Raw genomic sequence first — 12,224 nt, 5'->3', positions numbered from 1 at the left:
AATGGAACAAACCCGAATTTTAAATGTTATATTGGGATTCCATCTTATCATATGCGGGCCGAAACAGAAATTTTAATTATTGGTGGTGGATTGGCAGGTTTAACAGCCGCACTTCACCTGAATAAGGCGGGTTTAAATGTTACGTTGATCGAAAAAGATACCTATCCCCATCATAAAGTTTGCGGCGAATATATTTCGAATGAGGTGCTCCCTTATTTTGAATGGCTCGGTCTGGGTATTGAAAATCTGGCGCCCACATTAATAAGCGAACTGCTTTTCACTTCCCTTTCTGGCAAAAGCATAAAAACTAAATTACCCCTTGGCGGCTTTGGTTTAAGCAGATACACCATCGATCATTATCTATATACCGAACTGATCAGGAGAAAAATAAACGTAATTCATGATCGCGTAGTACAGATTAACTTTGCCAATAATCAATTTATGGTAACAACTGCTAAAAACGCTTTTGTTGCCACTTACCTTATTGGTGCTTATGGAAAAAGGTCAGCAATTGATGTTAAGCTAAACCGGAATTTCATCAATAAACAATCACCATACCTGGCAGTTAAAGCCCATTACAAAGCCGATTTTCCGAATAATCTGGTAAGCCTTCATAATTTTGAAGGTGGCTATTGTGGCGTTTCGAAGGTTGAAAATGACCGATTGAATATCTGTTATCTAGCTAACTATGAGCGGTTCAAAAAACATAAAAACCTGCTTGCCTTCCAGGAAAACGCACTCTATAAAAATAGGCATTTGAAAGCTATTTTCGAAAATGCTACCTGTTTATTCGATGCACCATTAACCATCAGTCAGATTTCTTTCGAAACTAAAGAACCTGTGTATAACCATATTTTAATGATTGGCGATACTGCCGGATTAATTCATCCACTTTGTGGCAACGGCATGGCCATGGCCATCCACAGTGCCAAAATTGTTTCAGAACTTTTGCATCAAAAAATGGAGGGAAAAATTGGTTCGCGTGCAGCATTGGAAAAAACTTATACTTTACACTGGAACAAGGAATTTAAAAGCCGCTTAAAAGTGGGCAGCGTATTATCTTCTTTGCTAAGGAACAATAAATTCGAAAGTTTAGCCATGAGTGCGTTGACTAAAATGCCCTTTCTTCTCCATAAAATAATTAAACAGACACATGGTAAACCGATCAAGATTTTATAATAAATGCCAATAGATACCACATATAGAAGTACAGCACCGGAGATTATGGATGACTTTGCTATGGAAGGTGAGATATTACGCGATGCACTGGATAAAATAGCCAGCATCAATCAGCTCCTTGGTGGCAATAAAGTTACACTCGAAGGAGTTAAGAGCTTAATCATTAGCAAACCAAAGGACGAGGTTATTCGTATTACTGATATTGGTTGTGGAAATGGAGATATGTTGCGCACTTTGGCAGATTATGCAAATAAACAAGGTTTACATTTTATTTTAAAAGGGATAGATGCCAATAGATACACTATAAATCATGCACAAAGTTTATCTAAAAACTATCCCAATATAACCTACGCCTGTAGCGATATTTTTGATGATTTAAGTAAAACAGAACCTTGCGACATTATGCTTTGTACTTTAACCCTACATCATTTTAAAGATGAAGAAATTATTGATCTGCTTGAGAATTTTAAAAACTCGGCAGCCGTGGGTATTGTAATAAACGACCTGCAAAGAAGTGCAGTGGCGTATTACCTGTTTAAAGCTTTGTGTTATGTATTCCGTTTAAATGATATGTCCAGAGAAGATGGATTAGTATCAATTCTGCGTGGGTTTAAAAGGGCAGATTTGCTTAAATATAGCAAACAATTAAAGCTGAAATCGAGTTCAATAAAATGGAAATGGGCTTTCCGCTACCAATGGATAATTAAAACAATATGAGCGTAACCGTAAAAGCAGTAAGTAAAGCCTTGCCCGAATTCTGGAGGTCAACCGCTGAAATTTTACCATTTTTAGATATGTGGCTAAAAGATCAGGATGACCGCTTTATCCGAAAGGTAAAAAAGATTTTTGAAAGCGCCGCAGTAGATAAAAGATACTCGATCATGTCGCCCGAAGAGGTTTTTAGTGATTTAAGTTTTGAGGAGAGAAACAACATTTATGTAAGAGAAGGGATAAAGCTGGGTGCCAAATGTTTGGAAACCGCACTCGAAAAAGCCAACTGGCAAGCTCAGGATTTAGACTACATCATTACGGTGAGCTGCACCGGTATCATGATCCCATCTTTAGATGCTTATCTGATCAACTTACTTACACTCCGCCAGGATATTGTGCGGCTGCCGGTTACCGAAATGGGCTGTGCCGCTGGTGTATCAGGCATGATTTATGCAAAGAATTTCCTGAAAGCAAATCCTGGTAAACGGGCCGCAGTTGTTGCAGTAGAATCACCAACAGCAACCTTTCAATTAAACGATTTTTCGATGGCCAACATTGTAAGTGCAGCAATATTTGGCGATGGTGCCGCCTGTGTACTGTTAAGTTCGAATGAAGAAGATAGTGGGCCAGAAATTTTAGCTGAAGAAATGTACCATTTTTATGATGCTGAAGAGATGATGGGATTTAAACTTACCAATACCGGATTGCAAATGGTACTGGACGTAGCAGTTCCAGAAACCATTTCGAATCATTTTCCAGATATCATTCATCCTTTTCTTTCCAAAAATGGCCTCGATATTAATAATATAAACCATTTAATCTTCCATCCGGGTGGAAAAAAGATTATCCAGATTGTTGAAGAATTATTTGGCCAGATAGGCAAAAATATAGACGAAACGAAAGAAGTTTTAAGGCTTTATGGAAACATGAGCAGCGCAACAGTTCTCTATGTTTTAGAACGGATTATGGATAAAAAGCCAATGACTGGAGAAAAAGGACTGATGTTAAGTTTTGGTCCTGGATTTTCTGCACAGCGCATACTTTTACAATGGTAATCATTCAACTAATCACTAATGAAAAAAGAGATCCTAGCTAAACTCCCTTACGGCAAATCTTTTCTATTTGTTGATGAGTTGCTGCATGTTGACGAAAACGGCGTAATCGGGACATATATCTATCCTGAAAACCTTCCGTTTTACGAGGGTCATTTTAAAGACCGTCCGGTAACGCCCGCGGTGATCCTCACTGAAACCATGGCACAGATTGGATTGGTCTGTTTAGGCATTTACCTGTTAAAAGATATTGATCAAAATATATCCATCGCCATGACGTCAAACGCTATTGACTTTTTAAAACCGGTTTACCCTAGTGAGCAGGTTACAGTAACGAGTGAGAAAGTGTATTTTAGGTTTAATAAACTAAGTTGCAAAGTAAAAATGGAAAATGCAGCAGGCGAAATGATTTGCAAAGGCCGCATTTCGGGCATGTTAATTTCAAAAGGAAATGGGTAACAGAGTCGTAATTACCGGTTTAGGCGTATGCGCACCCAATGGCACTACCATTGATGAGTTTTCGGATGCCATAAAAAAAGGACTATCTGGCATCCGCCATCAACCCGATCTGGAAGCCTTAAACTTCTCTTGTCAGATAGCAGGCAAGCCAGTACTTAGCGAAGAGCGGATCAGCCAATATTTTACACCGCTTGAATTACGAAACCTAAACAGTACAGGAATTATATATGGTGTTATTGCTGGTTTGGATGCCTGGAAAGACGCAGGCTTAACCATCGAAAATAATGAAGAGCCCGACTGGGATAGCGGTACGATTTTCGGAGCGGGTACTTCTGGTATAGATAAATTTAGATGGGCAATTAATAAAATAGATGCGCTTGAAATCAAAAAACTGGGAAGTTCTGTTGTAATACAAACTATGGCCAGCGGCGTAAGTGCATTTATCAGTGGCAAGCTCGGCTTAGGTAATCAGGTAAGCACCAATTCATCTGCCTGTGCAACAGGAGCAGAAAGCATATTGCTGGCTTACGAAAGAATTAAAACAGGTCAGGCTACAAGAATGTTAGCAGGAAGTACAAGCGATAGCGGCCCTTATATCTGGGGTGGTTTTGATGCCATGAAAGTTTGCACTTTTAAACATAACCATGAACCGGAAAAAGGTAGCCGCCCTATGAGTGAAACGGCAAGTGGCTTTGTACCTGGAAGCGGCGCGGGTGCTTTGGTATTAGAATCGCTCGAAAGTGCGGTGGCTAGAAAAGCCAAAATATATGGCGAAGTACTCGGAGGCCATATCAATTCTGGCGGTCAGCGGGGCTTAGGTACTATGACTGCGCCAAATCCTACCGCTGTACAGCGATGTATCCAAATAGCATTAAAAAATGCGGGTATTGAAGCCCAGGAAATCGATGTGATTAATGGCCATCTTACTGCAACAACCAAAGATGCCCTGGAAATAGAAAACTGGAAAGCAGCACTAGAACTACCTGCTGATGATTTTCCGTATATCAATTCTGTAAAGGGTATGATTGGCCATTGTATTGCAGCATCAGGGAGCATAGAATGTGTAGCCTCAATGCTTGAGCTTTCAGAAGGATTTATTTTTCCCAATATTAATTGCGAAGACCTAAGCCCCGAGGTTACCACTTTAATTGATGCGAAATGCATTCCACAAACTTTAATTCAACAACCAATTAATATCTTAGCTAAAGCCAGTTTTGGTTTTGGTGATATTAACGCCTGCATTATTTTTCAAAAATACACCCATGAATAAAGAAGAGATCATCGAAGCCTTAAAAACAATAGTTGAACCTTATAGCGAGGAGGTATCAGCCTTGGCACATATTGACGAAAACACCGATTTTATAAACGATCTAAAAATAAATTCGGCCAACCTGGTTGATATTGTTTTAGATATTGAAGAGAAATTCAATATCGAAATAGACAACGATTCGATGGCTAAAATGCTTACAGTAAAAGCCACCACCGAAATTATAGCTCAAAAACTGGAAGCGAATGCTGGGTAACGATATCGTTGATCTGGGTCTGGCTAAAATCCAAAGTAACTGGAGGCGTAAAAATTATCTCGATAAAATTTTCACCGCCGAAGAACAGTTACTGATTTCATCAGCAAAAAGACCCGATGAAATGGTATGGCTGTTATGGAGTATGAAAGAATCGGCTTATAAAATTTATAACCGTAAAACCGGAATCAGAAATTTTGCCCCTAAAAGTTTAAACTGCACCATTTATCCAAATATCGATCAGATAAAAGGCACAGTGAGTATAGACAACGATACATATTTCACTAAAAGTGATATACAGCTACAATACATCCATACCATTGCTGCCCCTGTTTCTAGTGAGCTAGAAGAAATTAAAGTAACCATTTACGAATCACCAAATCATCCAAGTGATTATAAATGCACTAAACCAGGTTGTGTGAGTCACCATGGACAATATTTGGCTTTGGTGTATTAATTCCAGAGTTGACAACTTACTAACAAGGAGGCAAGAAAAGTTATCAACTCTTATAGAAAGAGGGTATCATTAAGCTTGTTAAATCATCATCACCAAATTGCTGTTTCCATAAATTGGCGTAGTGGCCATTTGCAATCATCATTTCAGTATGGCTCCCCTCTTCTACAACCTTTCCTTTATCTAATACAATAATCTGATCAGTTTTTCTAATCGTAGGTAACCGATGCGCAATGATGATGATTGTTTTCTTTTGCATCCTCAACAAATCTATTGTTCGCTGCACATACTGCTCAGAAGCCGAATCTAGAGAGGAAGTGGCTTCATCTAGAATTAAAATTTCAGGATTGCGGTACAGTGCCTTTGCTATTGCAATCCTTTGTTTTTGTCCGCCTGATAAAGAGGCTCCGTTTTCACCTAAATAAGTCTGAAAACCTTCTGGCAAAGCTTCAATAAAATCGATAATCCCCAGTTGTGTACAAATACTAATAATCTGTTGCATATTTGGTTCATAATCGCCAATGGCAATATTTTCGATTACATTTCCTGCAAAAAGGTCAATTTTTTGCGGCACAACGCTTAGTAAATTTCTTAAAGAGGCATTGTTCAAATACTTAAGCGAACTATTCCTATTAAATTTAAACAAAATTTAAAATTACCTGCTCACCGGCTTCGGTCTCCAGACTTCTGTCTCTGACTATTCCAGTCAAACGTTTGCTCTATTTTCTTTACAGAATAATAGAATTGCCTACCCCAAAAAGCATTATCTTTGTCCAAATCATAAAAAATAAAATATGCTTAAAGGATTTTTTAACGTACCCACTCCGGTAAACGAACCTATATTAAATTATGGCCCAGGCAGTAAAGAACGTGCACTTTTAAAAGAAGCACTTGCAGAGGCACGCTCACACCAACAAGACATCCCGATGTATATTGGCGGCAAACAGGTTCATACCCAAAAAAAGGGAAAAGTTGTTCCACCACACGATCACCAACATATTTTAGCTCAATTTAGCATTGGCGACAAAACCCATATTACACAAGCTATTGATGCTGCTTTAGCGGCAAAAGAAGATTGGGAAAACTTAGCTTGGGAACACCGTGCTGCTATTTTCTTAAAAGCTGCCGACCTAATTGCAGGTAAATACCGTTACAAATTAAATGCTGCAACCATGTTAGGCCAAAGCAAAAATGCCTACCAGGCTGAAATTGATGCTGCATGTGAGCTTATCGATTTCTTACGTTTTAACGTAAGCTACATGGTAGATATTTACAAACAACAACCTCCTGTTTCTCCTCGTGGAAGCTGGAACCGTGTTGAACAACGTCCATTAGAAGGCTTTGTTTTCGCCCTTACTCCTTTCAACTTTACTGCAATCGCTGCTAATTTACCAGCATCGGCAGCTATGATGGGTAATGTGGTGGTTTGGAAACCCGCTGATACACAAGTTTATGCTGCTAACCTTTTAATGGAAATTTTCCGTGAAGCAGGTGTGCCTGATGGTGTAATTAACTTGGTATATGCTGATGGACCAGAAACTGGAGAAGTGATTTTTAACCACCCTGATTTTGCAGGTATCCACTTTACGGGCTCAACGAAAGTTTTTCAGGAAATCTGGAAAACAATTGGAACAAACATCCACAAATATAAATCGTATCCGCGTATTGTTGGCGAAACTGGCGGTAAAGATTTTATCCTGGTTCACCCATCTGCACAAACAAAAGCAGCAAGTACGGCAATTGTTCGTGGTGCTTTCGAATACCAGGGACAAAAATGTTCAGCGGCTAGTCGCGTTTATATTGCAGAAAGCCTTTGGCCAGAAATTAAAGAACAGATGTTAACTGATCTTGCCAGCTTTAAAATGGGCGGAACAGAAGATTTTGGCAACTTTATTAATGCCGTTATCGATGAACGTTCTTTTGATAAATTGGCAAAATATATCGATCAGGCTAAAAAAGATAAAGGTGTAGAAGTTATTGCCGGCGGCAACTACGATAAGAGCAAAGGTTATTTCATCGAACCAACTGTTCTAGTGGTTGATGATCCGAAATATACAACCATGTGCGAAGAGTTGTTCGGTCCTGTTTTAACGGTTTATGTTTACGCAGATAAAAATTTCGACCAGATTTTAGAAGTAATCGATACTACCTCACCTTATGCCTTAACCGGTGCTTTAATAGCACAAGATAGATATGCAATTGAAAAGGCAAGTCATGCGCTACGCAATTCGGCCGGTAACTTTTACATCAACGATAAGTGTACAGGTGCTGTTGTAGGTCAACAGCCATTTGGCGGCGCAAGAGGCTCGGGTACAAATGATAAAGCGGGCTCAATGATCAATCTATTGCGTTGGGTTTCTCCTCGTACCATTAAAGAGGTTTTCGAATCGCCAACTGATTATCGTTACCCATTCTTAGCAGAAGATTAATAGCACAATATATAAAGGCCAGACATCATTGTTTGGCCTTTTTTATGCACATATAATCCTCGCTTGCAACGAGGATTATGGAGAAAAGCGATTGTATCGCTTAACTTATACTCCACATTAAAAATGTGGCCCCCGTGCATCCTCGTTATAAACGAGGACGATTTCATTAATTTTAAAAACATCAACATCTTTTCTAACCATGAACCACAAATTTTTATTATCCCTCATTATTGGCCTCGCCAGTTTTAACTTTTACGCCACAGCACAAAAGAAACCGAACGTAATTATCATCTATGCAGACGATTTGGGTTATGGCGACCTCAGCTGTTACGGCGCAACAAAAATTAAAACTCCAAATATTGATGCCTTGGCAAAGCAAGGGCTGCGGTTTACCAATGGTCATGCAACCGCATCCACCTGTACACCTTCGCGTTATTCCTTAATGACGGGAAGATATGCATGGCGTAAAAAAGGAACAGGTATTTTGCCTGGCGATGCCGCATTGATTATCCCAACAGATAATAGTTCTCTACCTTCAATTTTTCAGCAAGCAGGTTATAAAACAGGTCTTGTTGGCAAATGGCACTTAGGCTTAGGCAATGCAGTAGAAAAAGACTGGAACAAAGAAGTAAAGCCCGGGCCAAGAGAAGTAGGTTTTGATTATTCCTTTATTTTCCCAGCTACGGCCGATAGGGTGCCAACCGTTTTTATGGAAAATCAATTGGTTGTAGGTTTAGATCCTAAAGATCCCATTACGGTTGATTATAAAAATCCAGTCGGTACCGATCCAACAGGAAAAGACCATCCAGAATTGTTAAAAATGCCTGCTGAAGCTAATCATGGGCACAACCAAACCATTGTAAACGGTATTGGCCGTATTGGTTATATGCAAGGAGGCAAATTTGCTCGCTGGACTGATGAGGAAATTCCGTTTACCTTTTTAACCAAAGCGAAGAATTTTATTGAAGATCATAAACAAGAGCCTTTTTTTCTATACTATGCCTTTACCGAACCGCATGTACCACGTTTACCTGCCACCATGTTTAAGGGAAAAAGCGAGCTAGGCAATCGTGGCGATGTAATTTTACAACTCGATTGGGCCGTTGGCGAAATAACTAAACAACTAAAATACCTGGGCCTTGATAAAAATACCATGATCATTTTCAGCAGCGATAACGGTCCTGTAATTATGGACGGCTACGAAGATCAAGGTTTCGAAAAATTACATGGTCATACACCTGCAGGCAGTTTACGCGGAGGAAAATACAGCATCTTAGAAGGTGGCACACGCGAACCTTTTATCATTTCGTGGCCAGCAAAAATCAAACCGGGCGTTTCTGGAGCCTTAGTTTCACAGATTGATTTTTTGGCCTCTTTTGCCGGTTTTTTTAATGTAGAAAGTAAAAATGCCATTGATAGTAAAAATGTATGGGGTGCTTTTACCGGAAAAGACCAAAAAGGCCGTGATTTCTTTATCGAACAGAGTAACCAACTGGCCATTGTTAAAGATAACTGGAAATATATCAGGCCATCAAAAGGAGAAGTTTTTTATAAGCTTACCCGTACCGATAGTGGAAACCTACCTACTGTGCAACTGTATAACTTAAATGATGATTTGGGCGAAAAGAACAACCTTGCACAAAAATATCCCGAAAAGGTGAAAGAATTGGAAACTTTATTAAGTACCGAAGAAGCGAAAACTAAATAAAATAGATTAGTTGGTCGATTCTCTTGACCAGCTCGATTTATACAACGCCAGTTTAAAGATATAAAACCAATCTTCTTTTCTGCTGTTTTATATAAGCAGCTTAAAAGAAGATCATGAAAAACACAAAAGATAACAACAAAAATCTGGGCAATAAAAATGCTGATAATGGCGCCGATAAAACCAATATGCCCGATCAGCAGGTGCCGCGCCACCGGAGCAACGATAACGAAAAGAAAAATAGTGTTGAAACTGAAGCGGGTAACCTCGGCAGAGATTTCGGAATGGGCGATTTTGGTTCGGAAGAAGCAAGAACAGATGCAGAAAAAGGCAATAAGGGAGAAGCAGGAAATATGCCTAATACCACAAAAAAATAAAAGCCCCCGATGTAAAACCGGGAGCTTTTCCTAACAACTAAAAAAACAGCACTTATTATGGTGTTTTTATCCTACTTTAAACGCAGGGGCAACATCATCAAGACAAGTACAAGTTACTTTTAGGTCTTTTATGATTCCTGTTTTTAAGCTATAAACCCAGGCATGTACAGATAGTTCCTGTCCATTGGCCCAAGCACTTTGTACAATCGATGTATTGGTTACATTGGCAGCGCCCTCAATGGCGTTTAATTCAACCAAGCGGTCAAAACGCTGATCGGGATCTTTGATTGTAGTCATCTCACGTTCGTGAGTGCGGTATACATCACGGATGTTTCTTAACCAGTTATCAATAATTCCAACCTGTTTATTGCCTAATGCAGCTTTCACGCCACCACAGCCATAATGGCCGCAAACGATAACGTGTTTAACTTTTAATACATTAATGGAATAATCCAGTACTGAAAGTAAATTCATATCGGTATGCACTACAACATTGGCAATGTTTCTATGTACAAAAATATCGCCTGGTTTAGTATTCGTGATCTGATTTGCAGGCACACGGCTATCAGAACAACCAATCCACAATACCGGTGGGCTCTGACCTTCAGACAATTTATCAAAAAAGGCAGGATCACTGTCGATCGTATCTTTAACCCAGTCCTTATTGCCTTGTAACAGGCTATCGTATGTTATGTCTTTCGTATCTATTGTTTTTGCGCACATATTTATGACTTATTAATATCTTCTTCTACTTTTATATTTAATTTTGGTACTGTATAATGTTTTTGGATGTTCTCCAAGATTACAATAATACCTTTGGTATAGGCATTATGTTTGTAATTATAAATGGTTTCTAACACATCAGGATCTATATACCTCGCATTTGATCCATCAATAATTACAGTTGTTTCTTTAGGTATATTCGTAAAAACTACTTGTATCGCTGCTTTATTTAAGAAAGAAACTTCCTCTGCAAGTTTAATTCTGATGTGCTTTTTGTCGCCTTCGCTCGTAATTCTGTAAAAGAATGGGTTACGCATATTGGTACGCAATAAATAGAAAATCGAAACCAACATACCAACGGCTACACCTTTTAACAGATCGGTAAATAACACAGCCAATACTGTAACAACAAATGGAATAAACTGATCCCAGCCTTTATGGTACATGTGTTTGAACAAACTGATGCGTGTTAATTTATAACCCGTTACCAAAAGAATTGCAGCTAAACACGATAATGGAATCATGTTAATTAATCCAGGGATGAACAGCAATGATAACAGTAACCAACCACCATGAAAAATAGCCGACATTTTGGTCCTGCCACCGGCATTTACATTTGCCGAACTCCGTACAATTACCGATGTCATAGGTAAACCACCAACCATACCACTGGTGATGTTACCTAAACCCTGGGCGATTAACTCTCTGTTTGTTGGCGATACACGTTTAATCGGATCTATTTTATCTACTGCCTCTATGCTTAATAAAGTTTCTAAACTGGCTACAACAGCAATAGTTGCAGCTGTAATGTAAACATTTTTATTAGCCAACTGAGAGAAATCGGGCATGGTAAACAGGCCTAAAAATTCGCCAAAACCACTTACCACTGGAATTTTCACCATCTGATCGGCACGTAGTGCATGATCGGTACCTGCAAAAAGTAAAGTTCCGAGAACTCCTAAAGTTACCACCAATAATGGCGCAGGTACTACTGCTAATTTTGGAAATTTAGGCCACACGATTAGAATAGCTATTGATAATAAACTGATAATCACCGCAGCCAAACTAAAATGGCTTACTGCAGCAGTAATCGCAGAAAAAGTATTTTCATGATCTTGTTGAAAGAATCCCTCATCACCACTGAAATCGGTATCAACACCTAATGCATGTGGTAATTGTTTTAAAATCAAAATCAGTCCGATTGCTGCAAGCATGCCCTCAATTACACTAGACGGAAAGTAATTACCAATAGTTCCGGCTTTAACCAGACCTAAAATCATCTGGAATACCCCTGCCAGTACAACGGCAAGTAAAAAGGTTTGATAACTGCCCAAAGAGGTAATGGCACCTAAAACAATAACGGTTAAACCTGCGGCAGGGCCACTCACACTTAACTGCGAGCCGCTAAAAGAGGCAACCACTATCCCTCCAATAATACCTGTAATTAAACCAGCAAATAATGGCGCACCTGAGGCTAGTGCAATACCTAAACATAGTGGCAATGCTACTAAAAACACTACAATACTTGCAGGTAAATCTTTCTTTAAATTCTTTTTAAGAATATATTTCTTCACGTCCGAACCTGAAAAGGCCGGGTTAAACTTTTGCATAACGA

The 12,224-nt window shown here is 39.2% G+C and carries 13 protein-coding genes; 10 read left to right on the top strand and 3 right to left on the bottom strand.

Annotated elements, in window-relative coordinates:
• The first annotated feature begins 51 nt into the window (after positions 1–51).
• From EYS08_RS16475 to EYS08_RS16445, 7 genes are read left to right on the top strand one after another with little or no spacing between them, the layout of a single operon-like run.
• Positions 52–1,179, top strand: a complete 1,128-nt coding sequence (locus EYS08_RS16475; protein WP_131031064.1) for an NAD(P)/FAD-dependent oxidoreductase — start codon at positions 52–54, stop codon at positions 1,177–1,179.
• A 3-nt stretch (positions 1,180–1,182) separates the two neighbouring features.
• Positions 1,183–1,896 (top strand): methyltransferase domain-containing protein, encoded by a 714-nt coding sequence (locus EYS08_RS16470; protein WP_131031063.1) that lies wholly within the window; start codon positions 1,183–1,185, stop codon positions 1,894–1,896.
• Entirely contained in the window at positions 1,893–2,945 is a 1,053-nt protein-coding gene (locus tag EYS08_RS16465) for a type III polyketide synthase (RefSeq protein ID WP_131031062.1), read from the top strand. The genes EYS08_RS16470 and EYS08_RS16465 overlap by 4 nt, the downstream gene beginning before the upstream one ends.
• An 18-nt stretch (positions 2,946–2,963) precedes the next feature.
• Complete coding sequence (locus tag EYS08_RS16460; RefSeq protein ID WP_131031061.1) at positions 2,964–3,401, top strand: 3-hydroxyacyl-ACP dehydratase FabZ family protein; 438 nt, start codon at positions 2,964–2,966, stop codon at positions 3,399–3,401.
• Complete coding sequence (locus EYS08_RS16455; RefSeq protein WP_131031060.1) at positions 3,394–4,671, top strand: beta-ketoacyl-[acyl-carrier-protein] synthase family protein; 1,278 nt, start codon at positions 3,394–3,396, stop codon at positions 4,669–4,671. The genes EYS08_RS16460 and EYS08_RS16455 overlap by 8 nt, the downstream gene beginning before the upstream one ends.
• Positions 4,664–4,924: an acyl carrier protein gene (locus tag EYS08_RS16450; RefSeq protein WP_131031059.1), complete on the top strand. Its 261-nt coding sequence runs from the start codon at positions 4,664–4,666 to the stop codon at positions 4,922–4,924. The genes EYS08_RS16455 and EYS08_RS16450 overlap by 8 nt, the downstream gene beginning before the upstream one ends.
• Positions 4,914–5,378, top strand: coding sequence for a 4'-phosphopantetheinyl transferase family protein (locus EYS08_RS16445; protein ID WP_131031058.1), 465 nt, complete (start codon positions 4,914–4,916; stop codon positions 5,376–5,378). Before EYS08_RS16450 ends, EYS08_RS16445 begins: the two co-directional genes overlap by 11 nt.
• A gap of 43 nt (positions 5,379–5,421) precedes the next feature.
• Here the strand turns inward: EYS08_RS16445 and EYS08_RS16440 are convergent, their stop codons facing one another.
• Positions 5,422–5,985 carry an ATP-binding cassette domain-containing protein gene (locus EYS08_RS16440; RefSeq protein ID WP_394343120.1) on the bottom strand — a complete coding sequence of 188 codons (564 nt, stop codon included), beginning with the start codon at positions 5,983–5,985 and terminating at the stop codon, positions 5,422–5,424.
• Between the two features lie 184 nt (positions 5,986–6,169).
• Between EYS08_RS16440 and pruA the strand changes: the two genes are divergently transcribed.
• The 3 genes from pruA to EYS08_RS16425 all read left to right on the top strand — a co-directional run bounded on the left by pruA (position 6,170) and on the right by EYS08_RS16425 (position 9,886).
• A complete protein-coding gene (gene pruA / locus EYS08_RS16435; RefSeq protein ID WP_131031056.1) occupies positions 6,170–7,804 on the top strand; it encodes an L-glutamate gamma-semialdehyde dehydrogenase in 1,635 nt (544 codons plus the stop codon).
• A gap of 199 nt (positions 7,805–8,003) precedes the next feature.
• Positions 8,004–9,512 (top strand): sulfatase family protein, encoded by a 1,509-nt coding sequence (locus tag EYS08_RS16430; RefSeq protein ID WP_131031055.1) that lies wholly within the window; start codon positions 8,004–8,006, stop codon positions 9,510–9,512.
• Between the two features lie 113 nt (positions 9,513–9,625).
• The gene (locus EYS08_RS16425) at positions 9,626–9,886 is read left to right on the top strand and encodes a hypothetical protein (protein ID WP_131031054.1); all 261 of its coding nucleotides are present in this window, start codon (positions 9,626–9,628) and stop codon (positions 9,884–9,886) included.
• A 66-nt stretch (positions 9,887–9,952) separates the two neighbouring features.
• Here EYS08_RS16425 and can read toward each other — a convergent pair whose 3' ends face one another.
• Positions 9,953–10,609, bottom strand: coding sequence for a carbonate dehydratase (gene can / locus EYS08_RS16420; protein WP_131031053.1), 657 nt, complete (start codon positions 10,607–10,609; stop codon positions 9,953–9,955).
• A 2-nt stretch (positions 10,610–10,611) separates the two neighbouring features.
• Entirely contained in the window at positions 10,612–12,219 is a 1,608-nt protein-coding gene (locus EYS08_RS16415; protein ID WP_131031052.1) for a SulP family inorganic anion transporter, read from the bottom strand.
• Positions 12,220–12,224 lie beyond the last annotated feature (5 nt).

The organism is Pedobacter kyonggii, from assembly GCF_004310665.1.
In the GTDB taxonomy this organism is placed as follows: domain Bacteria; phylum Bacteroidota; class Bacteroidia; order Sphingobacteriales; family Sphingobacteriaceae; genus Pedobacter; species Pedobacter kyonggii.
This window is presented reverse-complemented; position numbering and strand designations above follow the sequence as displayed.

What these genes read in the sequence shown, in the direction of transcription:
- EYS08_RS16475 (WP_131031064.1), top strand. Translation starts at nt 52, where the DNA reads ATGCGGGCCGAAACAGAAATTTTAATTATTGGTGGTGGATTGGCAGGT.
- EYS08_RS16470 (WP_131031063.1), top strand. Translation starts at nt 1,183, where the DNA reads ATGCCAATAGATACCACATATAGAAGTACAGCACCGGAGATTATGGAT.
- EYS08_RS16465 (WP_131031062.1), top strand. Translation starts at nt 1,893, where the DNA reads ATGAGCGTAACCGTAAAAGCAGTAAGTAAAGCCTTGCCCGAATTCTGG.
- EYS08_RS16460 (WP_131031061.1), top strand. Translation starts at nt 2,964, where the DNA reads ATGAAAAAAGAGATCCTAGCTAAACTCCCTTACGGCAAATCTTTTCTA.
- EYS08_RS16455 (WP_131031060.1), top strand. Translation starts at nt 3,394, where the DNA reads ATGGGTAACAGAGTCGTAATTACCGGTTTAGGCGTATGCGCACCCAAT.
- EYS08_RS16450 (WP_131031059.1), top strand. Translation starts at nt 4,664, where the DNA reads ATGAATAAAGAAGAGATCATCGAAGCCTTAAAAACAATAGTTGAACCT.
- EYS08_RS16445 (WP_131031058.1), top strand. Translation starts at nt 4,914, where the DNA reads ATGCTGGGTAACGATATCGTTGATCTGGGTCTGGCTAAAATCCAAAGT.
- pruA (WP_131031056.1), top strand. Translation starts at nt 6,170, where the DNA reads ATGCTTAAAGGATTTTTTAACGTACCCACTCCGGTAAACGAACCTATA.
- EYS08_RS16430 (WP_131031055.1), top strand. Translation starts at nt 8,004, where the DNA reads ATGAACCACAAATTTTTATTATCCCTCATTATTGGCCTCGCCAGTTTT.
- EYS08_RS16425 (WP_131031054.1), top strand. Translation starts at nt 9,626, where the DNA reads ATGAAAAACACAAAAGATAACAACAAAAATCTGGGCAATAAAAATGCT.
- can (WP_131031053.1), bottom strand. Translation starts at nt 10,609, where the DNA reads ATGTGCGCAAAAACAATAGATACGAAAGACATAACATACGATAGCCTG.
- EYS08_RS16415 (WP_131031052.1), bottom strand. Translation starts at nt 12,219, where the DNA reads ATGCAAAAGTTTAACCCGGCCTTTTCAGGTTCGGACGTGAAGAAATAT.